This window comes from Sphingobium amiense (genome assembly GCF_003967075.1).
In the GTDB taxonomy this organism is placed as follows: Bacteria; Pseudomonadota; Alphaproteobacteria; order Sphingomonadales; family Sphingomonadaceae; genus Sphingobium; species Sphingobium amiense.
The window spans coordinates 2,709,341-2,730,871 of sequence record NZ_AP018664.1 but is presented as its reverse complement, the minus strand read 5'-3'; the positions used below and the strand labels follow the sequence as shown (position 1 = coordinate 2,730,871).

Genomic DNA, 21,531 nt, shown 5'->3' with positions numbered 1-21,531 from the left:
CCTTACTTGTGTGGGGGACCTTCCGCAAATGCAGGCGTTCCTGATCGATCCCCGATCCTATTTCCTGAAATTCTCGCTCTATCTTTTCACTTTCGTCCTGTTCTCGATGCTGCTGCTCTTTCTTTGCGCAGCCGTTGTATTTCGTTTGGACGAGATTGATGGTCACAGTGTCAGCGATATCAGCAGGATCGGATTTGATACTCGCGATACAGGGAAGTCGCGCATGCTGAGCGAAATGATATATGCACAGGTTAAAGACAGCCAAGCCTTGTCGACGCCGCCAAGTTCCGCGATCCAGGAAGAGTTCTCAATGGTCACCACGGCCCCGGTCGGGAGGATCGTCTCTTATTATCCAGACTATAGGAGAATCTTCAAAGGCCAGACAATCAGTACATTATGGGATCTTCTGCCTTATCTCTCTTTTCAGGATCGTGAGGTTGCAATCTATCGTTCGCTGAGCGATTACCGGTCAGAACGCAAATGGGCATTCGAGATCTATGCAGAGTCCGGAGATGGGGAAGTCTCCTCCGAGGCTCGTGTCAATCTTGTTGCCTATCTCTGGTACTGCCGGACCATCGTCATGCCGAAGCTCAGGCGCCTGCTGGCATCTAGGCAGATACATCCTGCCGAGAGGCTTATAAATACAACCCTTGATACGTTGAGGCTGTTCAGGGTGGACGACGATCAGGTCGATCGATGGACGACAAAGTGGATGAGCGTGCTTTATTTTATCGGAGTGCTATTCGGTCGTCCCGACGAAGTCATGGCCAATCCGATCGCCGCCCAGGAATCGCTGGATAAGCTGATTGAAGCGATGGATGCCGAAGCCTCCCATGTAACGTTGCCCCATATGGCAGGTCCGCCTTTCTTCAAGGCTCTGGTCGAGCTCTCCATCTCGACCCGCGGCGAAGATACAGATATGCACCTTGAGCCGTCCGCCAGCGGCGCATTCATCTCTGCTCTTCAGTCGCGCAACCAACTGGAAAGCGACCTTATCAACCTGCTCGTCATACGCGGCGCGTTCTGGCGCGCTTGGGGACTGTGCGTACCGAAGCCGATCGGGGACCAAGGGCGCTGCACGAGCGCACGCAGCGCCTTTAATGCCACCTATGGCCGGTCCAGGCCTCTCATAAAGAGCGAGGGCTTCGGACGGACCGTGGACTGGCTAAAGAGCCGCTCAAATGAGTGGTAAGATAGTGAAGACATTCAGAGAGTTCAGGGTCTGGCTGCTGGCGATCATTACGGGGATGGCAGGCCTTCTGCCAGCCGCCTTCGGTTATCTTTCATCAAGCGATGGAGTGACGATCGGCGAAAATATTCAGATCGCCTTCGAGATGCTGTGGCCAGACATGGCCATGGCCGTAACAGCCCTGGCGCTGCTCTTTTACGCCGACATCATCGGCAAATTTCTTTTGCGCGAACTGAAATTCTTACGTTTCAGCCATTATCATATCGTAAGGGGGAATGACAGGCGGGCCAAGATCGGATCCTATACGATCCTGTCGTTGGCCTCTCTACTACTCGTCGTTTTTATGCCGATCTTTCTGATTTCATCCATCTTCATTGTGAAGAACGAGATCAAATATCTAACTCGTTCGGCGCAGATGGATTTCAAATATCGTCATGTCAATCTCGCTGAAAGCTATATTAAGGCTTATAAATTTGATGACGCGGATCGGATCTTCCACTATTTGGACAAGCATTATGGCGATGTATTTGCGCAGAGCCGGATCGCTGTCATTCGTGAGCGCAAACGCCACTTCATTTTATTGAGCGACTTGGCCAAGGATCAGGAGAATCGCCTCGGGCTCGTTCCAGCCAACGCCTATCGCAAAGCGGCCATCTATCTGATGAGCCCCTATGAACCTGACAACGGCATCCTCCTTGCAAAATATAAGGCAACCTATCGGGACGCCTTAGGCAGCCATCTGTGGCTTCTGGGCCGGTGCCGCAGAGGGCATGAAGACAGGGATCTTGTCATAGGCAAGCTCAAACTTCTCGTCGAACCGGAAATTCTGCGCGGCCTCGTGAGGGCGGCAGGAGATCCGCTCCGCTGGTATTGCCGTATGGCCAAGGTTGGCAGCTACAGCGAACAGGTGATCCGCGAGCGCTGGCAATATGAAGATATCGCGCGCCTCACAGAAATACGGGCGGCGCGGCGTCGTGGTGTGATTCCCATAGGGAGCGCACCGCAATAGGCTAGCAATGCGCACCGGTGTCGCTGTTCGCTACATCGATGCCGCTCACATGCTCCGTCGACTAGGGGCCGTTTGTCTGGGGCTGCCCATGGTCCTGCCGCCGACCTGTTGATCATGCAGGTCGCGTAACGCAGCACTGCCCTGCGCCAGGCGTCGTGTCAGTCATCGGATTCAATAACGCGGTAGTGGAGATATCGGGCATATTGAGCGACGGCGCGGTGAGACGGCGCGGCGCGTCCAGTCAGGTGCCAGGCGTGCGGCTTGAGGCGAGCTGACGCGCATCGCCCATTGGGGAGGCCGCCATATGCTAGAACCTGCTTGACGCACGCTCCGGCCCCTGCAATCAATCGGAAGTAAATTGGGGGAACGCTATGAAAGTTAAAGCCTTATTCGTCGCGGCATTGGCGACGGCCGTTGTTACGCCGGCCCAGATCCTGGCTGCAGCGCCAGAAGCCAAGCACTATGTAGTGGTCAACGAGGAAATAGGCCTTCCCGTCTTCCCATATGACATAACTGACCGTCCTTATACGGTTATCGGCGAGGTAAAAGCGGGTGTGCGCAAGGCCACCATCTTCAGCAAGGCGCCCAGCCAAGAGAAGATTTACCGCGAGTTATGGGAGCGCGGCGAAAAGCTGGGCGCCGACGCGGTGATCAAGGCGCAGTATGGCGACGCTCACGTGACTGCCTTGAGCTGGGGCTCCAGCAGCGCTACCGGGGTAGCGATCAAGTTCCTCGATCCCGCAGCGCCCGCGAGCAACTGATGCTCGCCTTAGCGGCGATGCTGACAATTGCCGCCTTCGGCGCGGCCGGGTCGCAGGCTCAGCCAGCGGTTTTGCCCTCTAGTCCTCAGGCTGCAGGCGGGATGATTGCGACGACAACGCCGCCAGTCGCAACGCCGCTGCTTCCCGCTGGCACGCCCGTGCGCCTGATGGTCCTCAAAGAGATCAACAGCCGCACGGCGCGTCTGGGCGACAGGTTTAAACTGCGAGTAGACGAACCGATCTACATCGACGGCGCGTCGGCGGTGCCTGTTGGATCGACCGCTTGGGGCGAGATAGCGAGCGTCGAAAAGAACGGCGCTGTGGGTAAGGGCGGGCGACTGGGCGCCAAGCTCCTCTACCTCGATCTTCCCTCCGGCCGTGTGCCCTTGCGCGGCGGTTACGCTGACAAAGGCGACGGCAACGGTGCCGGCGTGGTGCTGGCGGTTGTAGGTTTCGGCATCTTGGGCCTCCTTACCGGAGGCGACAGCGCCAGGTTGAAAGCGGGGGACAGCTTTACCGGCTATGTGGATGTGACGCCGCCACCGGCAGCTCCACCCTCGGTCGTCGCGATCCCCTCCGCGCCGCTGCAGGCGTCGGCCGCTATTGCCGACTGACGATCCCAGGCATCGGTATTTGCCGATCGATCGACAGATACTCTCGCACGGAAACCCGTGCCAGTCCGGACGTCGACATAGCGCGAGACGGCGGCCGAACATATGTAAGCGGGGTCTGACGGTCGCCTTGCGCGCCATGCATCTGCCGGGATGATTGCCGCTCTTTGAGCGGAGTGGCCGGTGTCGGACGGGATTGAAGATTCAGCTGGGAGCCTGTTTCCATTCGCCAGAGCAAAAGGCGGCCGGGGTTCGGATGCCCGTCACGCTGACCGATCGTTCCGTGCATCGTCCGTTCCGTGCCGCCGGTAGTGGTGGGCCGCAACGCGCAGATCCGCGCACTGCACAATCTGCTCGACTTGCCGGGCGGTCGGAGCGACAGCGACACCGCTGAATCGGACGGGCGCGCTGCGTTGGGCGCGCGCTGCCCCGCCATGATTATGGACGGGGCTCTGGGCAGTGGAAGCGGCATCGGGCCGCCTTCCGCTGCGAAAGGACCATCCATGGCACGTCCCGTCAAACTGGACGATCTCGACCTCATCCTGCTCTCGACCGCATCGGCACGAGAGAGCGGGCTGCTGCATCCGCTGCGCGAAAGCATCCGCCACAGGAGCGACGCGGTGGAGGCAGCCATTGCCGGTCTGCTGCGGCGCAGGCTGGTGGAGAAGGGGGCGGTCACGGACCGGTCGGCGATATGGAAGGAGGAGGGCGGGGAACGCATCGGCCTTGTCCTGACGCCAAAGGCCCGTGCACTCATCGACGGGGAGGCAGAAGCGTCCTGCGTGACGGATGAGGCCACGCCGGTTGCCGCGCCGCGTTCCGGCTCGAAGAGCGCGACGGTGCTCGCCATGCTCGGACGTGAGGGTGGCGCATCGCCGGCCGAGCTCATCGATGCGACCGGCTGGCTGCCCCATACGATGCGCGCCGCCCTGAGCGGCCTGCGCCGGAAGGGCCATGCCATCGGCCGGGAGAAACGGGGCGAGGTTGCGGTCTATCGCCTCGTCACGGGCGCCTGACGATGAGCCCGATGGACGCCCGCATCGAGGCGGAACTTGCAGCCCTTGAAGGCCTGTCGTCGGCGGCGCTGAAGGAGCGCTGGGTAACGATGACCTCAAGTCCCGTGCCCCGCATCAGTCCGGCCATGCTGCGGCTGGCACTGGGCCGGGAGATACAGGCACGGGCGCTGGGGGGCTTTGACCGCCAGACGGGCCAGAGACTGGCGCAGGCGATGGCGGCGGGAAGCGGCACCGTGGCGGTATCGCCCGGCACGCGGCTGGTGCGCGAATGGCAGGGCAGGGCCCATGTCGTGACCGTCGGCGAGGATGGCGCGGTGCGCTGGGAGGGGAGGGGTGTATCGCTCCCTCTCCGACGTTGCCCGCGCCATCACCGGCACGCGCTGGTCCGGGCCTGCCTTCTTCGGCCTCAGGAAGAGGATGGCGGCATGAAGAGCGTGCGCTGCGCCATCTACACGCGCAAGTCGAGCGAGGAGGGACTGGCACAGGACTTCAACTCGCTCGACGCAAAGCGCGAGGCCTGTTCCGCCTATATCCTCAGTCAGGCGAGCGAGGGCTGGAGCCAGGTTCCGGACCGCTATGACGATGGCGGCCTCTCGGGCGGCACGCTCGAGAGGCCGGCCCTGAGACGGCTGCTGGAGGATGTGGCGCAGGGGCGGATCGACATCGTCGTCGTCTACAAGGTCGACCGCCTTACCCGCTCGCTCCTCGACTTCTCGAAACTGGTCGAGGCGTTCGATGCCGCCAGCGCGTCGTTCGTCTCGATCACCCAGTCGTTCAACACCACCACCAGCATGGGACGCCTGACGCTCAACATGCTGCTCTCCTTTGCCCAGTTCGAGCGTGAGGTGACCGCCGAGCGCATCCGCGACAAGATCGCGGCCTCGAAAGCGAAGGGCATGTGGATGGGCGGCATCCCGCCGCTCGGCTATCGGCCCGACGGGCGCAGCCTCGCTGTCGTCGAAGAGCATGCCGCGCTCGTGCGCACGATCTTCGGGCTCTATCTCGAAACCGGCAATGTCCGCTGTCTGGCGCAAAGGCTCGAGCGGGACGGGCTGCTGGCGCCGATGCGCACCACCGGCACCGGCCGGCGCATCGGCGGACGCCCGCTCAGCCGGGGCCAGCTCTATCTGATGCTCAAATGCCGGACCTACACCGGCAGGGTGCAGCATGGGGACCAGGTCTATCCCGGCCTCCATGACGCCATCGTCCCGGACGAACTCTACGATGCGGTACAGGCGCAGCTTGCCGCCAATACCCATGGGCATCGCCAGAGGATCCGCGCGGCAGCGCCCAGCCTTCTGGCCGGCAGGATCGTCGATCGGACCGGCGTCCCGTTCATCGCCAGCCATGCGTCGAAGGGGAGCGCGACAGGGGCGCAGAAGCGCTGGCGCTACTATGCCAGCGCGCCGCGGCAGTCTGGCGGGCAGGGATCGACCGTGCGTATTCCCGCGCGCGAGATCGACGCGATGGTCCTGCACCGCATCGCCACGCTGTTCGAGGACATGCTGGATCTCATCGAGAGGACTGCGCTCGAGGTGGACCCCAGGCGGCTCCCGGCGCTCGAAATAAGGGGCAGGGAGATCGCGGCCCAGCTCCGGGGCAGGAACAGGGAACTGCTCGACACCGTCCTCCTGCGCGTCGAGGTGGAGGAGGGGAGGACCATGATCCACTGCAGCAGCGAGGCCATTGCCGCGCTGCTGCAGGCAGAGCAGGCCGATCACGCGCCTGCGCGGGTTACGCTCGTCGACGGGGCGCGGCTGCGCCGCTCTGGCCGCGCCATGAAGCTTGTACAGCAGGACGGGCGCACGGTCATGGCGCAGCCCGATGCCTCGCTCGTCCGCCTCATCGTGCAGGCGCACCGCTGGTGGGATGAGCTCCGGAAGGGCGAGGTCAACATCACCATGCTGTGCGAGCGCGAGAAGGTCTCCGACGCATGGATGAGCCGGGTGCTGCGGCTCGCCTTCCCCTCGCCCGCCATCACCGGCGCCATCCTCACAGGGCGGCAGCCTGCAGGGCTCAACAGCGCAGCGCTCCTCGCCACCGGCGCTGTGCCCGTGCGATGGTGCGAGCAGGAAAGGATGATGATGCAGACCAGCTAGCGGATCACGGGAGCCCTTAGATGGAAATGGAGCTGCTCAAACGGCTCGACCCGATGAGCAAGGATTATCTCGACAAACTCGAGCATGTTCGTGGTGCGGTCGCTCACCATGTCTATTCCGAGGAAGGTACTTGGTTTCCCAAGCTGGCTGAAGACATTGACAGTGCGGAGCAAACCCGTATTTCCGATCGCTCCGAAGAGGAATTTTCGCAGTATGCGCTAATCGATCCGCCGAATAATCTTGAAGACCAATGGCTTGATCAGACGTTCAACGTCGAATTTGTACATTGAGATTGTAACGCCTGCATCGCGACTGCCGACCCGCCCAAAGGCCCGGCATTCGCACCCAGTCCTGCAAAGCGTATGCGCTTCTGTAAATCGGCCGACGCGCATTTGTGGAGATAACCGCTGAGGCGCTGCGCGACTTCCGCATGGATCGTCGGCAGCAACATCGGTCGTCCCAGCGCGACTCCGCCGCCCAGGAGGATGCGCTCGGCGGACGTGACCAACAGAAGTATCGTCAGAAATTCGGCGAGGTCATGCGCAACATGCGCCCAGATGGGATCTCTCGCGGAAAGTTGATCAACCGGCCCACCCGCTCTGCTGATAAGGGCGGGGCCGCTTATCAAGCCTTCGAGACAATCGCGATGGAAAGAGCAGATGCCTCGAAAGGTGTCGCCCGGCGATCGGCGGAGCCGCACATGGCCGGCTTCGGGATGCAGTGCGCCATGATGGACCTTTCCATCGACGACCAGCCCCAATCCCACGCCCGTTCCGATCGTCAGATAGGCATGGGTGCGGCAGCCTGTCGAAGCCCCCCACAGCCCTTCGGCCAGGGCAGCGCCGCCGACATCGGTGTCGAAACCGATCGGCAGATCGAAGCTGTCCCTGATGCGCCGCAGCAGGTTGAAGTTGGACCAGCCGGGCTTCGGCGTGGTCAATATATATCCAAAGTCCTCACGGCTGGTGTCGAGGCCGACAGGTCCGAAACTCGCGACGCCGATCGCCGCGAACGGCGTCTCGCTCATCCACCGTTGAAGCGTCTCGATCATGAAGGCCAATACCGCCTCTGGACGGTCGCCCGTGGCCATGCGCTCCTGCCGGAGGATGCGCGTCCCCTGCGTCAGCGAAGCGATGGATTTGGTGCCGCCCAGTTCGAGCGACGCGACGACGGGAGTCTCGGTCATGCGACGATGCTGCTGCTGTCGCCGTCGAGCGCGATTTGCAGCACCGGCGCAGGCGATCCGGCGAAGGCGGACCGCGCCTCCGCCGGATCGCGGGCAGGCGTAGCAAGGCCGACCAGATCCGCAAAGCTCCAGACGCTCAGGTCGTCGAGCACGAGCCAGCTATAGGCTTGGAACGGGGCGTCTTCGGGGTTGCCGACGACCAGACCGGTTCCGTTGAGCAGCCGCCATGGCCCCAGCAGATTGTCGCTCACTACGCCATAAAGCCCGTTCGGTCCTCTTGGACCGCCAGCGGCGAAGACCTTCGCCTGCGTCGACCAGAAGAGATAGAAGCGCCCGCCATGGCGAACCATATGGGGCCGCTCAAGCTCGTTGTTCAATCGGTCGGCATCGACCAGCGGGGGGAGAAACGTGCAGACTCCTCCCTCCCGCCGGGCGACCCCGATCAGCCCGTTCCAGTCGGATGGTGAGCCCGGCTTGGACGCGCTGAACAGGATGAACTCTTCGCCGGTTTCCGGATGGATGACAGGGAATGGGTCTCGGAATGCCTTGATGGTGCCGACGGCGCCACCCCCCGTCATATCCGACCGGTACAGGCGGTCGTCCGGAACGAACAGCTCTTCGGGCGTCGTCCAGTCATTCACCCCGGCCCCGGCCTCGGACAGCCGAAGCGTGCCGCGGATGAGGAGCATTCGCTGGAGGAAAGTAGGCACTGCCTCCCCGCGAACCCCTGCCGAAGTATAGTAGAGCGAGAGCGTCTTGCCGTCCTCTTCCAGCACGGCCGTTCCCGCCCATTCCCTGCTTCCCGGATTGAGGTCGTCAGGCAGAAGGTGGCCCAAGTCCAGCCAGCCTTCCTGCCTTTTCTGCATCAGCCGGAGGCGGGCTACGGCGTGGCGTGCCTCCGGGTCCGGCATGACGGGCGCCGTCAGGGCGATGACCAGCGGGCCGCCGGAGAACTTAACCGTCCGCCCTTGCCTGTCGATGATCGGCCAATGATCCCAAAGGTCTGTCCCGGGCAGCACCGGAGCGGACTTCTCGATCACGGGCGCTCGATGGTCATCGCCGATGGCGGCAACATGGGTCGCAGTCCAGTGGAAGGTGGATATGTCCACTTCAGTCGCAACCCCGTTCCCTGATGTCACCGCTGACGTCATCGCTCAGAAGCCCACCTTGACTGCGGCGGAAATGGTGCGCCCGTTGATCGACCGCGCCCGAACGATGCCGTTCTCCGGGATCGCGCCTTCTTCCGCCTCGGTGAAGCCCTTGACGTTGAAGAGGTTGTTGGCGTTCAGCGACAGCTGCACCCGCTCGATGGGCCGGTATTGCAGGAAAGCATTGACGGTGGTGTAGCCCGGCAGCTTCAACTGATCGCTGTCCTGCGCGTAGCTGGACGTCGTCCCGATAACGTTTGCACCCACCGTGACCGGACCGAGATCGACCTGTGGCGTCGCCTGGAACACGAACTCAGCCTGACGACGCGGCACCTTGCCAACGACCCCCGGATTCAATGCATCGCTGCAGATCTTGGACTTGGTCCAGGTGCCGCCAGCGGTCAGGCTGAAGATACCGGCGCGGTAATTGCCCTCCAGTTCCAGGCCATAGGCGCGATATTTGCGATCGACGAACCGCTGTGTGGTGGCTTCGAAATTCTGCTCTTCCGTGCGCGCCCAGAAGGCGGTTGCGTAGAGGGCAAGGTCGCCCGTGCGATATTTGACGCCGCCTTCGGCCTGCTTGACCATGTCGACCGCCGCGTTCGAATCGACCAGATGCCCGTCCACGGTGCTGACGGCCGGGCCGAACAGCAGGCGATCGGCATTGGCGCGGCCGCCCTGGCTGTAGCGGGCGAAGACCGCCAGATCGTCAGCGAGGCGATAGTTCGCGCCCAGCGAATAGGACCAGTAGTGGAAATTATAGTTCACCGGCGCCGGGCTGCTGAGCGGAATGACCGAGACGCGCGTTTCCGCGTCGGAGATTACGCCGTCGCCATTCACGTCGCGCGACACCGTGCCGGTGCGGCCACCGCCCAGGTCGGCGCCCGCGATCGATCCGTTGGCGTCCCCGAAATCATAGCGGATGCTGCCGTCCAGCGTCAGCTTGTCCGACGCCCAGCTGAGCGAGGCGAAGGGCGCGTTCGTATTATAGTCGATATTATAGCTGCGCCGGCAGCAGCCGCCAAAATAGCTGGCGCCATAGCCGAAGATGCCGTCCTGCGTCACGGGCACACCCATCGCGGACTGCACATTGACGAGCGCCGCCCTGCCGCCGCCGACCACGTCGGACAGCAACGACGTCCAGAGCCATTCGGTGTCGATCGTCTGACGCGATTTGTAGAAGCCCGCCGTGAAGCTGAGCTTGCCGCTGCCCATTTCGAAATCGCGCGTCACGCGGATATCGTTGGTGATGTTGTTGAGGCTGTTGAGCTTAGTGTCGAACACGACGATCTGGGCGAGGAGCCCGTTGCCGTTCAGCGACGAGGGATTGGCGATCGCCTGCCCGGCGTTGGGACCGTTCGCATAGCTGAGGGTCGCGCCGGCGCCGCCCATGGCTGTGGCGATGCTCGTCGCGGAATCGATATTGGCGGGGAAGTTCGAGATGAAGCGCCCGGACACGTCCGAGTAGCGGAAACGCTCGGTCACTTCCCAGCCATCGGCGATCTCGAACCGGCTCTCCAGCCCGAACGCCTTGACGACGGGATGCTGCCCGTCACGGATATCGTCGACGACCGGGTTGTTGTTGCCGTCCAGCGTCACGTTGCGCGTGATGTAGCGCGAATGCAGCGTGTCCTGGTTGATGCTGAAGCCGGGAATGTTGCTATATTTCGGGTCTTTGTTCGTGCCCGTCACCCGCACCGGGTTGGGCAGATAGCCGATGGCCCGGTCGTTCAGATATTTGCCGTAGAGCCGGATATAGCCGCCGGCAAATTCCTTGGTGATGTTGAACTTGAGCTGCCCGCCCTTGTTGCCGTCATAGCCGGCCTGGCGCGGGCCGGTGCCCTGCCGGTAGAAGCCGCCGATATGGAAGCGCAGGTCGTCCGACAGCTTGCCGCCATAATCGACGTCGAGCCGGTAGTCGCTATAGTCGAGCCCGGTCGAAGCCTGGATCGCGCCGCCCTCGGTCTCGCCGGTCTTCGAGATGAGGTTGATGACGCCGCCGGGCGAATTGGACGCGAAGGTGGACGCCGAACCGCCGCGTATGGCTTCGACCCGCTGCACGTTGAAGTCCGACCGCAGGAAGATGTCGGCGTTGCCGAAGGTGATGTCGCCATATTCCAGAGCGGGCAGGCCGTCTTCCTGCAACTGCAGGAATTTGGCGCCGCCGGACGCGACGGGCAGCCCACGGACTGCGATGTTGGCATTGCCTTCGCCGCCCGAGGATTCGGACCTGATGCCCGGAATGTTGCGGAAAATCTCCGCGACCGAGCGCGGCGCGGCCTGCTGAATGGCGTCGGCGCTGAGCGAGCTGACCGAGACGGAACTGTCCAGCTTGTTCTGGCCGCGCGCGACAGCGGTAACGATGATATCGGAAGAGTCGGTTCCAGCAGGCTGGGCATCCGCCGCGTCGCTTTGAGCCAGGGCCGAAGCAGGCATCATCAACGCGGTCGTTGCCAGCAAAATTCCAAATGCTTTCATGTCATCACTCCCCAAATGGTCGGTTGCGCCGACTCGATGCACCTATTGCATAGGATGTGCGCAAACGTTTGCCAAGAATTATTTGGCAAACGTTTGCGCAATCGGTTATGACAATGATCGACAGACCGGAAATCGCAGCGAATCCGGCAAGTTTTGGGAGAGGGAAGGCCGTGTTGTTTCGACCCAAGCCACGTCTGAGCGCTATCCGGATCGCCGAAATGAATCTGGGCTTTTTCGGCCTGCAATTCTCGTTCGGCCTGCAACAGGCGAACATGAGTCCCATCTACAGCTTTCTGGGCGCGGACGAAGCGTCGATGCCGTTGTTGTGGCTGGCCGGACCCATAACCGGCCTCCTCGTGCAGCCGCTGGTCGGCGCGCTGAGCGACCGCACGAACAGCCGCCTGGGAAGGCGTACGCCCTATTTCCTGATCGGGGCCGCCCTATGCAGCATCTGCCTGTTCGCCATGCCCTATAGTCCCGTCCTGTGGGTCGCCGCGTCGCTTCTGTGGATACTCGACGCTGCCAACAACGTCGCCATGGAACCCTATCGTGCCTATGTGAGCGACCGCCTCGACCCCAGCCAGCAGAGCTTGGGCTTTCTTACGCAATCCGCTTTTACGGGTCTTGCGCAGACACTCGCCTATTTGGCTCCCACCCTGCTCGTCCAGGCGGGCGTCAGCGCCGACCTGATCGACGCCAACGGCATTCCGGAGATTACGCGGATCGCCTTTCTCATCGGCGCGGTCCTGTCGATCACCACCATTGTCTATTCGGTCCTGCGCGTGCCGGAATTGCCTCTGGAGGCAGACGAGCGCCAGCGCATGACGGGCGAAGGGCTGGCCGCGAGCGCCGCGCTCGGCGATTTCGTCGCGGCGTTCAAGGATATGCCGCGCCCCATGCGGCAACTGGCTGTCGCGATGCTTTTTCAATGGTTCGCGATGTTCGCTTACTGGCAATATATCGCCTTTGCCCTCGGCCGATCGCTGTTCGGCACGGCGGACGCGGGCAGCGCGGCCTTTCGGCAGGCCGTTCTACTCACCGGCCAGGCAGGCGCGCTTTATAATTTCGTCGCCTTCTTCGCCGCGTTCGCGATGATGCCGATCGTGCAGCGCGCGGGTGCAAAACCGGTCCACGCCGGGGCGATGCTGCTCTCGGGCCTCGCCATGCTGTCGCTCGGTCTGGTCACGACCAGGATGGGCCTTATTCCTGCGATGATCGGCATCGGCATTGGCTGGGCCAGCCTGATGGGCAACCCCTATGTCATGCTGGCCGGCGCCATTCCCCCCGCCAGAACCGGCGTCTATATGGGTATCTTCAACATGTTCATCGTCGTCCCGATGATGATCGAAACGCTGGTTATGCCGCTCATCTATCGGCCCCTGCTGGCCGGGGATCCGCGCAATGTCCTGCTCCTGTCGGGCGCCATGATGCTGATCGCGGCTGCGGCGACCCTGCGCGTGAAGGAAGGCAGGACCGAAGCGGCTAGCGCGAACTGACCTATGCCGACCCGCGCAGGATCAGTTCCGGCTTCATCGCGACGGACGTGACCGTCTCTCCCGCCATGCGCCGCATGAGCAGGTCGACCAGCAGTCTCGCGCCATTGCGCATATCCTGCCGAACGGTGGTGAGGGGCGGGACCGTATGCGCCGAAATGCTGATGTCGTCATAGCCCACGATCGACACATCCTGCGGCACCCGCAGCCCTTGGTCGGCAACCGCCCGCATGGCGCTCATGGCGATCACGTCGGACGCGGCGAAGATACCGTCGGGCGACGGATGACTTTCAAGGTAACGCGCCATGTCTTCATAGGCGTCCTGGTCCGTCAGGTGCAGCGGCAACAGGATTTCCTCGACCTCCGCGGCTTGGTCAATGGCGCGATGGAAGCCCGCATAGCGATCGGCGAATTCGGGAACGGCCGGGTCACCCAGAAACGCCAGCCTGCGGCGGCCAATGGTGATAAGGTGCCTCGCTGCGATTTCGCCTCCCGTCAGATTGTCGGTGCCGACGGTGATCTGAACCAGGTCCGGGCGATTTGCGCCCCACACGACCAGCGGCGCAAACTGCTTCGCCACGCCTTCTATGACATCGGTCTGGTCCGATTGTCCGATCAGGATGATGCCATCGACCCGCCCGGACAGGACCATATTCTCCAGCCAGCTTGCGTCGCCCGGGACGACCCTGGACAGCAGCAGGTCGTAGCCTTGTTCCGCCAGGGCATCGGCAAGAGGGCCGAGCAGACCCATGAAGAACGGGTCGGACAGGCTTTGCTGTACCTCATGACCCAAGGGGAAAACCACGCCCACCGCGCCGGTGCGGCGCTTGCGGAAGAAGCTCGCGGTCTGGTTCAGCCTGAAACCATGTTCTTCCGCAAGGGCCCTGATGCGTGCCTTAGTCTTTGCCGAAACCCGTGGATTGTCATCAAGCGCGCGCGAGACCGTCGACACATGGACGCCAGCTATCTTCGCCAGTTCCACCAAGCCTATGGTCTTCATCGGAATAGAAAATCCTCCAGCAATTGATGGCTCCCTTATAAGAAGTCTTTATCATGTTTCGATGCTCGACTCTAATGTCGCAGCTTCCATCGTTTCCAAAGGGAAGGCGCGGTATTGTCGACAAATGCGCTCATTGCAATGACGCTGCCGATTGTCCGGTTCCTGAATGATTCAATCAAAACCGGAGCCTGAATCACATCGAGACCATCACATCAATGGGCCTGAACCTAACTCCGCGGTCGAATTTTTAAGGTCGGTCGGTCGCTGAGCCGCGGTCGCAGAAGCTCTGGATAAGTTCCTCGGAGGCTTCCCAAAGACGCCTTGCGATAATCTCGTCCAGTGCAGCCAACGGAATCCGCGCCGGTGAGGGATATCCGCGCGTTTCGCCGAGCGCGTCCGGGCCGTAATAGCCGCCCGGCTTGACGTCGGCAGATGTTGCGGCGAACAGCGTCGGGAGAGCGCCTTGCGGGGCCGGCTGGAAAAGAAACCATAACAGTGTCCGTGCCAGGCCCATTCCGCTCCAGCGACCCGGAGCATTGTGCAAGAGGTCGGTACGCGCGACGCCGGGATGCGCGATGATGCTTGTCACGCCCCAACCGCCGGTAATGCTGCGGCGCTGCAACTCGAAGCCGAACATCAGGCAGGCGAGCTTGGATTGGCTGTACGCCGGCATTGGCTTGTAGCCCTTCTCGCTGTTGAGATTGTCAAGGTTGATCGCGCCGCTGCGCGCGGCGACGCTCGAAAGAGAGACGACCCTTGCGTTGCCTGCCTTGCGAAGCAGCGGGAGCAGATAGTTCGTAAGCGCGAAGTGCCCGAGGTAATTGGTTCCGAACTGAAGCTCGAAACCGTCCCTCGTCTCCTCGCGCCTGGGAGGAACCATCACGCCGGCATTGTTTATCAGTAGGTCGAGCTTCTCCTCCTGGCCTGCCAGTCGGGCCGCGAACGTCGCGACGGAAGCCAGGCATGCGAGGTCGAGCAACTCGAACCGCACGCGCGCGGATGGAAGCTCGGCGAAGATCCGGGCCAACGCGGCCGCCCCCTTCTGCGAACTCCGGCCAGCGATGATCGTGTTCGCGCCCGCGCGCGCCAAGGCGAGTGCGGTCTCGTACCCGAGGCCTCCCGTCCCGGTGACCACCGCGACGCGGCCTTCCTGAGAGGGAATATCTGCCACCGTCCATTTACGCATGTTTCATCCGTTCATATATATGCACCGAGTGCAGGATAATATTTGCACTCAGTGCATATTTCAAGAAGGTCAGCATGCCGGCGGGGTCCCACGGGGGGAAATCAGAGGAAGGTGCCAGGGCTCGCAAACACCGCGAGACCATGGAGCGCATCACCGAGGCCGGGATACGCCTCTTTCTCGATCGCGGTTACGAAGCGACCACGCTGGACGATATTGCCGCCGCGGCCGCGATCTCGCGGCGAAGCTTCTTCCATTACTTCAAGTCCAAAGACGACATCCTCATCTCCCTGCAGAGCGGGATGGGGACCACGATCGCCGAGGCGATCCGCAATGCGCCCCCGGACAAGCGCCCGATCGAGGCCGTGCGTGATGCCGTCCTCGATGTATGCGCCGCGGTCCCCCCCGACGACATGCTCGCGATCGACCGATTAATGCGATCGAGCAACACCGTGCAGGCCCGCAAGCAGGCCAGCTATGTCGACCAGGAACGAACCTTGCTCGCGGCCTTGCGCGAGCGCTGGCCCGAACCGGAACGGGAATCCGCGCTCAAGCTCGTCGCGATGATCGCGATGGGCGCCATTCGCCTGTCCACCGAAGCGTTCAATCAGGAAGACGGCGCGCGCACGATGCCCACCCTGTTGCGAGAAACCTTCGGCGCTCTGGAGACAGAGTTGCTCACGCGCCGGTGAGCTCGGGAGCGCTGCAGGCGACGTCGTCTACATCAGGCCGCCTTCGACCGCTTCGCGGACTGTGCGCACGCTGGGCCGAAAACCGAGCCTGCGGGCTAGGGATCCATCCACATGCAGATACCATGGGTCCGGCATCGGTTCTGACGATGCGTCCATATCCTTGCCGACGAAGCGCACCAGTTCGTAGAGTGTCGTCGCCGCGTCGTCCGCGATATTGACGATCTGCCCGTCGAACGTACCAGTCAACGCCAGTCGGATGGCCGCTGCAATATCGATGTGGTGGACGGTGCTCATCCGCTGCGCCGGGTGGAAGGCGAACGCACGCAGGTGGGACGGCAGCGCCTCAAGATGACCGTCACCGTCGCCATACACAAATGGGAAGCGCAGGACGGACCAGGTGAGGCCGCTTCCCCGGAGTACCCGCTCGGCAGCCACTTTGCTCGCGGGATAGGCCTGCTGCGGATCGACGATATCGCTTTCCCGACCTGGATGGGGGCCGCTCCGACCGGAAACATGGGCGGTGCTGGCCATGACGAAGCGTGCGTCGGGAGCGCGCGCCTTTGCTGCGGCGATCAGGTTTTGCGTCCCCTCAAGATTGCTCTTCCAGATCAGATCCGTATCGGCGGTGCGAAACACGGCGGCAAGATGCACGATTGCCGAGATGCCATCGACCGCCCTTTCAAGCGCGTCGCGGTCGAAAAGGTCGCCTCACAGACGTTGGCACCGACACTAACGGTCTTGCCCGCCCGGACCAGGGCGCGGCAGCTGACGCCGGCTTGGACGAGTCGGGTCAGCAGGCGTTCTCCGACGAGCCCGGTTGCGCCGGTCAAAAGGATTGTCATCCCATTCCTCCTTCGGATCTTTGAACGAGGCGCTCGGTGGCAGTCCGAAGAACCCGCGCCACGATCTCAGCATCGGCCTCGCTGACGCCGCCGAACGCCGCTTCGTGAATGAAACTGAGGTCAGGCAGTTCTGCCCAGAGCTGCTCGCCGGCGGGCGTGAGGCGAAGCGATTTCTGCCGCAGATCGACGCTATCCTGCACCTGCTCGACCAAATTTTTGGCCACGAGCGTCCCGACCACGGCGCTCAGGGTCGCCCGTTCGACCTGGAGCTTCGTTACAAGGTCGCGCTGCTTCGAGGGGCCGACTGTGGCGAGTTCATGCAGGACGTACCATTGCGTGGCACCCAGCCCATGGACACGAAGCGTGTCCTCCATCACCGCTCTTCCCGCGAAATAGCATCGCTTCGCCCACATGGCGATCGACGGGAGACCTTGTTTGGAATTATTGTCAGGAGACTAACAACGTGTCAAGCACCTCTCATGTCGACCTCTCGTTAAGAGGGGAAGCGGCTATGAGCCCGGGAACGGCGGTAATGGCCGTGCACTGCTGCCCATCAAAATGAGGCGGGAATGGCGCGTCTTGGCAGATGCAGCCGTTCGGGGGCTGGTCCGTGAAGGGCTTGAGTTGGTCGGATTCAGTCCTCCTCGCCGTCCGCCAGCAACCGCATCGCCGCACCGTCCAGATCGTCATACTGGCCGCTGCGCATCGCCCAGAAAAAGGCCGCAAGGCCCATCATGCCGCAGCCCAGTGCCAGCGGGATGAGCAAGGCGAGGCCAGTCATCGCGCCGCCCCCTTCAGCCGCAGAGCATTGGCGATCACCACCAGCGAGGACAGCGACATGGCGATAGCGGCCACCAGCGGGGTCACCTTGCCCGCGATGGCGAGCGGCACCGCCAGCACATTATAGCCAATGGCGAGCGCAAAATTCTGCTTTACCACCCGCACTGTGCGCCGTGCGGCGCGCAGCGCAATCGCGACTGGCGCCAGCCTGTCGCCCAAGAAGACGATATCGGCTGTAAGCTGGCTGGCATCGCTAGCCGACGCCGGCGCCATGCTGGCGTGCCCTGCGGCAAGCGCAGGGCCGTCATTTAGCCCGTCACCGACCATCAGCACCTTCTGCCCCTGCGCCTTGAGACGGTCGAGCAGCGCCAACTTGTCCGCAGGTCGAAGTCGGCCGATAGCGGTCGTGCCAGTCGAGCGCGCGATTTCCTCCAGCGCCTCGGGCCGGTCCCCACTGGCGATGAGTGTCCCAAGACCTGCAGCGCGCAACGCGGCCAGCGTCTCGGCCGCATCGGGCCGCAGAACATCGTTGAACGGGAGCAGGTGAACATCCGCGCCGTGGCGATATTCGCTCGCCAACTCAAACAGGGTGATCAGGCTGTGCGGCCGGGCGAGCGATACCGGCACGCCGCGATGGTCGGCGAACAACCCCTCGCCTGGCACCTCACGGATGGAGTCCAGCGTGGCGGGTCGGACGCCCTCAGCCTCCAGCGCCTGTCGCAGCGCGATGCTCAGAGGGTGGCGGCTCGCCTGCGCCAACGCGAGCAGGATGGAGCGGTCTTCCCCATTCAGACAGTCAAGGGCGCGCGGCACTGGACGGCCCAAGGTCAGCGTGCCGGTCTTGTCGAACACGGCCTCAGTGATTTCGGCCAGACGTTCCAGCGCCGAACCCTCTTTGACCAACACGCCCTGCCGCATCAGCGCGCTGCAAGCCACGATTTGCGCGGCAGGGACAGCGAGGCCGAGCGCACAGGGACAAGTGATGAGCAGCACCGCGACCGCGATCAGCAGCGACTGGTGCACGCCCGCACCACCGACCATCCAGCCGATGAAAGACAGGGCGGCGAGCAGATGGACGCAGGGCGCGTACCAGCGCGCCGCCCGATCGGCGAGGCGGACATGACGCGATTTGCTTTGCCCCGCCTCCTCCATCAGCCTTGCGATGTCTGCGATCACCGTGTCGGCGCCCGCCGCCGTCACCTCGACCGTCAACGGGCCGGCGACGTTAAGCGCCCCGGCCCGCACGACATCGCCCGCATGGACGCGAACGGGCGTGCTTTCTCCAGTAAGGAACGAAATGTCGAGGCTGCTGTCTCCCGCCAGAACGCGCCCGTCCGCCGCCAGCCGTTCTCCCGCCGCGACCAGCATACGCATGCCGGGACGAAGCGCGTCGCCCTTCGTCCAGCGGCTTTGTCCCGCCTCGTCCAGCACCAGCGCGCCAGGCGCTGTCTGCTTCAGCAGCGCCGCGACCCCGGCCCGCGCCCGACCGCGCATCATGCCATCGAGGCAGCGTCCCGCGAGCAGGAAGAAGAGCAGCATTACCGCCCCGTCGAACCAGGCATGCGCGCCGCCGCTTATGGTCTCGAACAGGCTCATACTCGTGGTCAGCAGCACGCCAATGCTGATCGGAACGTCCATGTTGGTGCGTCCTTGCCGCAGCGCCGCCCAGGCGGAACGGAAGAAGGGTTGGCCGGCGTAGGCGACGGTCGGCAGCGCGATCAGGGCGGAGAGCCAGTGGAACATCTGCCGAGTGGCGCCTTCCGCACCGGACCAGATGGATACCGACAGCAGCATGATGTTCATCGCGGCGAAGCCGGCAACGGCGAGGGCTCGGAGCATGGCCCGGTTCTCCGCCGCCGCAACGTCAAGGCTAGGGTCGGCCAGCGCCTCGGCCTCGAAACCGAGCCGGGCGAGCGCCGCCTTCAGGTCTGGCGGGCTCAAAGCCGGATCATGCCGGATTGCGACGCGCCTGGCCCCCATGTTGACGCGGGCCGATTCGATACCGTTCACCTTCGGCAGGCCGTTCTCGATTTTCGAGATGCAGCCCGCGCAGTGGATGCCAGGGACGGCTAGGAGGCTTTCGCGTGTTTCGGCCAGCGGTGCGGGTTCAGGGAGGAGCGCCCGTGTCGCCATCAGTCGATCTCCCGCAGCAGATGCTGCTCGCTGCCACCATGCCAGACGTCGAGGCGAACGCGCCAGCGACCGGGTGGCAGCGCAGCTTCGCTGACATAGCGGCCGGGCGCGGCCTCACGAAAAGCGAGCGGAATATCGGCGGCCCGGCCGAGCGGATGCTGCGCGAGCGCCTTCACAGTCCCGCCCCGGACCGGCGCGCCGGTCCCGCTGCCCAGCGTCAGCACGACGTGGCGCGCACCATCCGTCGCCACCCCGTCCTTCCAGCGCAACCCATCCTGAGCGCGGGCAGCGGCCAGCCAGCCATTGAAGCGCTGGCTCGCGACATAGCTGTTCTCGACCACCGTGCCGCCGAAGGACCGGACGGCGACGGTCGCCATCAGAAAGTTGACGGCGATCACCACCGCGAAGAAGGCGACCAGGATCGCAGTCATGTGCCAGCCGGTGAAGCGGCGCGCGGGAAGGCTGTTGGACATTATCGGGACCTTTCGAAACGGGCGGGCTCGCTGTCGCCGCCGCCCTCGCGGTCAGTAGCGCGAACGGTGAAACGGAAGTCCTGGCGCTGCGGCCCGGCGCCTGGGAGGGCGACGAACAGGCGCAGCCTGGCGACGCTGTCGGCGGGCACGGTTGTGCCGACGTCGGCTTGGGCCTCGTCACGAGTCATGCCGTCGGTCCAGAGGCGCGCCCCCGGCAGCCCTTCGACCGTCACCACGATCGGGCGTGGCCGAGCCTCCATGTTGCGGAGCTTCACCGTATAGGCGTTGCGGACCATGCCGTCGGACAGGCGCACGGCGATCGGATTGCGGTCCTGCTGCGCGCTGACGTCGATGCGGGTGCGCGCGCCGAGCGTGAACAGCATAGCAAGGCCGATCCCGCACCACAGCGTGAAATAGGCGATGGTGCGGGGACGCAGCAGCGTCCTCAACACCGGTTGGGGCGCTGCGCCCTTCTTCTCCGCTTCCGCATCGTCCTCGGTGCAATAATCGATCAGGCCGCGCGGGCGGCCGACCTGTGCCATCACCTTGTCGCAGGCGTCGATGCACAGCGCGCAGGTGATGCAGCCGATCTGCGGCCCTTCACGGATGTCGATGCCGGTCGGGCACACCGCAACGCACTGGTTGCAGTCGATGCAGTCGCCATAATCGCCCGGATGCGCCTCCGCCTTCTTTAGGCTGCCGCGCTTTTCCCCGCGCCAGTCCTTGTAGGTGACGACCAGCGACTTCTCGTCCAGCATCGCGGTCTGGATGCGCGGCCAGGGACACATGTAGATGCACACCTGCTCGCGCATGAAACCGCCCAGGACGAAGGTGGTGGCGGTCAGCACGCCGACCGTCGCATAGGCCACGGGCGCGGCGGTGCCGTCCCAGAATTGCTGCTGGAGCGTCGGCGCGTCGGCAAAGTAGAAGATCCAGGCGCCGCCCGTCAGGAAGGCGATGGCCAGCCATGCGGTCCATTTGAGCAGGCGCCTCGCCAGCTTCGCCGGGGTCCAGGGCGCCTTCGCCAGCCGGATCTGCGCGTTGCGGTCGCCGTCGATAAAGCGTTCGACATGCTGGTAGAGGTCGGTCCACACCGTCTGCGGGCAGGCATAGCCGCACCAGGCCCGCCCGACTGCCGAGGTGACCAGGAACAGCCCCACCCCCGCCATGATCAGCAGGCCGGCGACATAATAGAATTCATGCGGCCAGATCTCGATCGCGAACATGTAGAAGCGCCGGTGGGCGAGGTCGATCAGCACCGCCTGATCGGGCGCATAGGGCCCGCGATCCCAGCGCAGCCACGGCGTCACCCAGTAGATGGCGAGCGTCGCCACCATCACCGCCCATTTCAGGCGGCGATAGAAGCCGTCCACCGCCTTGGGATAGACGCCGTTGCGCTTTTCGTAGAGGTCGGAGGAGCCCGCAGGCATCAGCATGC

At 63.4% G+C, this 21,531-nt stretch carries 20 protein-coding genes; 9 read left to right on the top strand and 11 right to left on the bottom strand.

Features of this window, described 5'->3' with window-relative positions:
• Positions 1–28: 28 nt before the first annotated feature.
• The 7 genes from SAMIE_RS13155 (at position 29) to SAMIE_RS13120 (ending at position 6,975) form a co-directional block, all read left to right on the top strand.
• The gene (locus SAMIE_RS13155; RefSeq protein ID WP_066703244.1) at positions 29–1,192 is read left to right on the top strand and encodes a hypothetical protein; all 1,164 of its coding nucleotides are present in this window, start codon (positions 29–31) and stop codon (positions 1,190–1,192) included.
• Entirely contained in the window at positions 1,182–2,198 is a 1,017-nt protein-coding gene (locus SAMIE_RS13150; protein WP_126516834.1) for a hypothetical protein, read from the top strand. Before SAMIE_RS13155 ends, SAMIE_RS13150 begins: the two co-directional genes overlap by 11 nt.
• A gap of 371 nt (positions 2,199–2,569) precedes the next feature.
• Positions 2,570–2,959: a hypothetical protein gene (locus SAMIE_RS13145; protein ID WP_066703251.1), complete on the top strand. Its 390-nt coding sequence runs from the start codon at positions 2,570–2,572 to the stop codon at positions 2,957–2,959.
• Between the two features lie 101 nt (positions 2,960–3,060).
• Positions 3,061–3,573 (top strand): hypothetical protein, encoded by a 513-nt coding sequence (locus tag SAMIE_RS13140; protein WP_066703254.1) that lies wholly within the window; start codon positions 3,061–3,063, stop codon positions 3,571–3,573.
• Positions 3,574–4,073: 500 nt separating this feature from the next.
• Positions 4,074–4,586: a DUF3489 domain-containing protein gene (locus SAMIE_RS13135; protein WP_083952616.1), complete on the top strand. Its 513-nt coding sequence runs from the start codon at positions 4,074–4,076 to the stop codon at positions 4,584–4,586.
• Positions 4,587–4,588: 2 nt separating this feature from the next.
• Positions 4,589–6,685 (top strand): recombinase family protein, encoded by a 2,097-nt coding sequence (locus SAMIE_RS13125; RefSeq protein WP_232037244.1) that lies wholly within the window; start codon positions 4,589–4,591, stop codon positions 6,683–6,685.
• Positions 6,686–6,705: 20 nt separating this feature from the next.
• On the top strand, positions 6,706–6,975 hold the full coding sequence (locus SAMIE_RS13120; protein ID WP_174522257.1) for a hypothetical protein: 270 nt from the start codon (positions 6,706–6,708) through the stop codon (positions 6,973–6,975).
• On the opposite strand, the gene SAMIE_RS13115 is transcribed toward SAMIE_RS13120, so the two are convergent.
• Genes SAMIE_RS13115 through SAMIE_RS13105 form a run of 3 tightly spaced genes read right to left on the bottom strand, consistent with a single transcriptional unit; the run spans position 6,945 to position 11,497 of the window.
• A complete protein-coding gene (locus SAMIE_RS13115; RefSeq protein WP_066703260.1) occupies positions 6,945–7,871 on the bottom strand; it encodes an ROK family protein in 927 nt (308 codons plus the stop codon). The genes SAMIE_RS13120 and SAMIE_RS13115 overlap by 31 nt on opposite strands.
• Complete coding sequence (locus tag SAMIE_RS13110) at positions 7,868–8,980, bottom strand: glycoside hydrolase family 68 protein (RefSeq protein WP_232037242.1); 1,113 nt, start codon at positions 8,978–8,980, stop codon at positions 7,868–7,870. The genes SAMIE_RS13115 and SAMIE_RS13110 overlap by 4 nt, the downstream gene beginning before the upstream one ends.
• Positions 8,981–9,025: 45 nt before the next feature.
• Positions 9,026–11,497: a TonB-dependent receptor domain-containing protein gene (locus SAMIE_RS13105; protein ID WP_066703261.1), complete on the bottom strand. Its 2,472-nt coding sequence runs from the start codon at positions 11,495–11,497 to the stop codon at positions 9,026–9,028.
• A 218-nt stretch (positions 11,498–11,715) separates the two neighbouring features.
• On the opposite strand from SAMIE_RS13105, the gene SAMIE_RS13100 reads away from it, so the two are divergent.
• Positions 11,716–12,993, top strand: coding sequence for an MFS transporter (locus SAMIE_RS13100; protein ID WP_066703264.1), 1,278 nt, complete (start codon positions 11,716–11,718; stop codon positions 12,991–12,993).
• Between the two features lies 1 nt (position 12,994).
• Here SAMIE_RS13100 and SAMIE_RS13095 read toward each other — a convergent pair whose 3' ends face one another.
• Positions 12,995–13,990, bottom strand: coding sequence for a LacI family DNA-binding transcriptional regulator (locus SAMIE_RS13095; RefSeq protein ID WP_066703266.1), 996 nt, complete (start codon positions 13,988–13,990; stop codon positions 12,995–12,997).
• A 247-nt stretch (positions 13,991–14,237) separates the two neighbouring features.
• Complete coding sequence (locus SAMIE_RS13090) at positions 14,238–15,176, bottom strand: SDR family oxidoreductase (RefSeq protein ID WP_066703268.1); 939 nt, start codon at positions 15,174–15,176, stop codon at positions 14,238–14,240.
• A gap of 140 nt (positions 15,177–15,316) precedes the next feature.
• On the opposite strand from SAMIE_RS13090, the gene SAMIE_RS13085 reads away from it, so the two are divergent.
• Complete coding sequence (locus tag SAMIE_RS13085) at positions 15,317–15,865, top strand: TetR/AcrR family transcriptional regulator (RefSeq protein ID WP_197724635.1); 549 nt, start codon at positions 15,317–15,319, stop codon at positions 15,863–15,865.
• A 27-nt stretch (positions 15,866–15,892) separates the two neighbouring features.
• Here SAMIE_RS13085 and SAMIE_RS13080 read toward each other — a convergent pair whose 3' ends face one another.
• From SAMIE_RS13080 to ccoG, 6 genes are all read right to left on the bottom strand, one after another.
• A complete protein-coding gene (locus SAMIE_RS13080) occupies positions 15,893–16,516 on the bottom strand; it encodes an NAD-dependent epimerase/dehydratase family protein (protein ID WP_232037241.1) in 624 nt (207 codons plus the stop codon).
• Between the two features lie 187 nt (positions 16,517–16,703).
• The gene (locus SAMIE_RS13075; RefSeq protein ID WP_232037239.1) at positions 16,704–17,081 is read right to left on the bottom strand and encodes a MarR family winged helix-turn-helix transcriptional regulator; all 378 of its coding nucleotides are present in this window, start codon (positions 17,079–17,081) and stop codon (positions 16,704–16,706) included.
• A gap of 260 nt (positions 17,082–17,341) precedes the next feature.
• The gene (gene ccoS, locus SAMIE_RS13070) at positions 17,342–17,488 is read right to left on the bottom strand and encodes a cbb3-type cytochrome oxidase assembly protein CcoS (protein ID WP_066703276.1); all 147 of its coding nucleotides are present in this window, start codon (positions 17,486–17,488) and stop codon (positions 17,342–17,344) included.
• A complete protein-coding gene (locus SAMIE_RS13065) occupies positions 17,485–19,620 on the bottom strand; it encodes a heavy metal translocating P-type ATPase (RefSeq protein WP_066703279.1) in 2,136 nt (711 codons plus the stop codon). The genes ccoS and SAMIE_RS13065 overlap by 4 nt, the downstream gene beginning before the upstream one ends.
• Positions 19,620–20,093: a FixH family protein gene (locus SAMIE_RS13060; protein WP_066703281.1), complete on the bottom strand. Its 474-nt coding sequence runs from the start codon at positions 20,091–20,093 to the stop codon at positions 19,620–19,622. The genes SAMIE_RS13065 and SAMIE_RS13060 overlap by 1 nt, the downstream gene beginning before the upstream one ends.
• Positions 20,093–21,529 (bottom strand): cytochrome c oxidase accessory protein CcoG, encoded by a 1,437-nt coding sequence (gene ccoG, locus SAMIE_RS13055; RefSeq protein WP_066703283.1) that lies wholly within the window; start codon positions 21,527–21,529, stop codon positions 20,093–20,095. The genes SAMIE_RS13060 and ccoG overlap by 1 nt, the downstream gene beginning before the upstream one ends.
• Positions 21,530–21,531: the final 2 nt, after the last annotated feature.

Bases quoted from the DNA above. Each gene is read 5' to 3' on its own strand.
- SAMIE_RS13155 (WP_066703244.1), top strand. From the start codon at position 29: ATGCAGGCGTTCCTGATCGATCCCCGATCCTATTTCCTGAAATTCTCG.
- SAMIE_RS13150 (WP_126516834.1), top strand. From the start codon at position 1,182: ATGAGTGGTAAGATAGTGAAGACATTCAGAGAGTTCAGGGTCTGGCTG.
- SAMIE_RS13145 (WP_066703251.1), top strand. From the start codon at position 2,570: ATGAAAGTTAAAGCCTTATTCGTCGCGGCATTGGCGACGGCCGTTGTT.
- SAMIE_RS13140 (WP_066703254.1), top strand. From the start codon at position 3,061: ATGATTGCGACGACAACGCCGCCAGTCGCAACGCCGCTGCTTCCCGCT.
- SAMIE_RS13135 (WP_083952616.1), top strand. From the start codon at position 4,074: ATGGCACGTCCCGTCAAACTGGACGATCTCGACCTCATCCTGCTCTCG.
- SAMIE_RS13125 (WP_232037244.1), top strand. From the start codon at position 4,589: ATGAGCCCGATGGACGCCCGCATCGAGGCGGAACTTGCAGCCCTTGAA.
- SAMIE_RS13120 (WP_174522257.1), top strand. From the start codon at position 6,706: ATGGAAATGGAGCTGCTCAAACGGCTCGACCCGATGAGCAAGGATTAT.
- SAMIE_RS13115 (WP_066703260.1), bottom strand. From the start codon at position 7,871: ATGACCGAGACTCCCGTCGTCGCGTCGCTCGAACTGGGCGGCACCAAA.
- SAMIE_RS13105 (WP_066703261.1), bottom strand. From the start codon at position 11,497: ATGAAAGCATTTGGAATTTTGCTGGCAACGACCGCGTTGATGATGCCT.
- SAMIE_RS13100 (WP_066703264.1), top strand. From the start codon at position 11,716: ATGAATCTGGGCTTTTTCGGCCTGCAATTCTCGTTCGGCCTGCAACAG.
- SAMIE_RS13095 (WP_066703266.1), bottom strand. From the start codon at position 13,990: ATGAAGACCATAGGCTTGGTGGAACTGGCGAAGATAGCTGGCGTCCAT.
- SAMIE_RS13090 (WP_066703268.1), bottom strand. From the start codon at position 15,176: ATGCGTAAATGGACGGTGGCAGATATTCCCTCTCAGGAAGGCCGCGTC.
- SAMIE_RS13085 (WP_197724635.1), top strand. From the start codon at position 15,317: ATGGAGCGCATCACCGAGGCCGGGATACGCCTCTTTCTCGATCGCGGT.
- SAMIE_RS13075 (WP_232037239.1), bottom strand. From the start codon at position 17,081: ATGGAGGACACGCTTCGTGTCCATGGGCTGGGTGCCACGCAATGGTAC.
- ccoS (WP_066703276.1), bottom strand. From the start codon at position 17,488: ATGACTGGCCTCGCCTTGCTCATCCCGCTGGCACTGGGCTGCGGCATG.
- SAMIE_RS13065 (WP_066703279.1), bottom strand. From the start codon at position 19,620: ATGGCGACACGGGCGCTCCTCCCTGAACCCGCACCGCTGGCCGAAACA.
- SAMIE_RS13060 (WP_066703281.1), bottom strand. From the start codon at position 20,093: ATGTCCAACAGCCTTCCCGCGCGCCGCTTCACCGGCTGGCACATGACT.
- ccoG (WP_066703283.1), bottom strand. From the start codon at position 21,529: ATGCTGATGCCTGCGGGCTCCTCCGACCTCTACGAAAAGCGCAACGGC.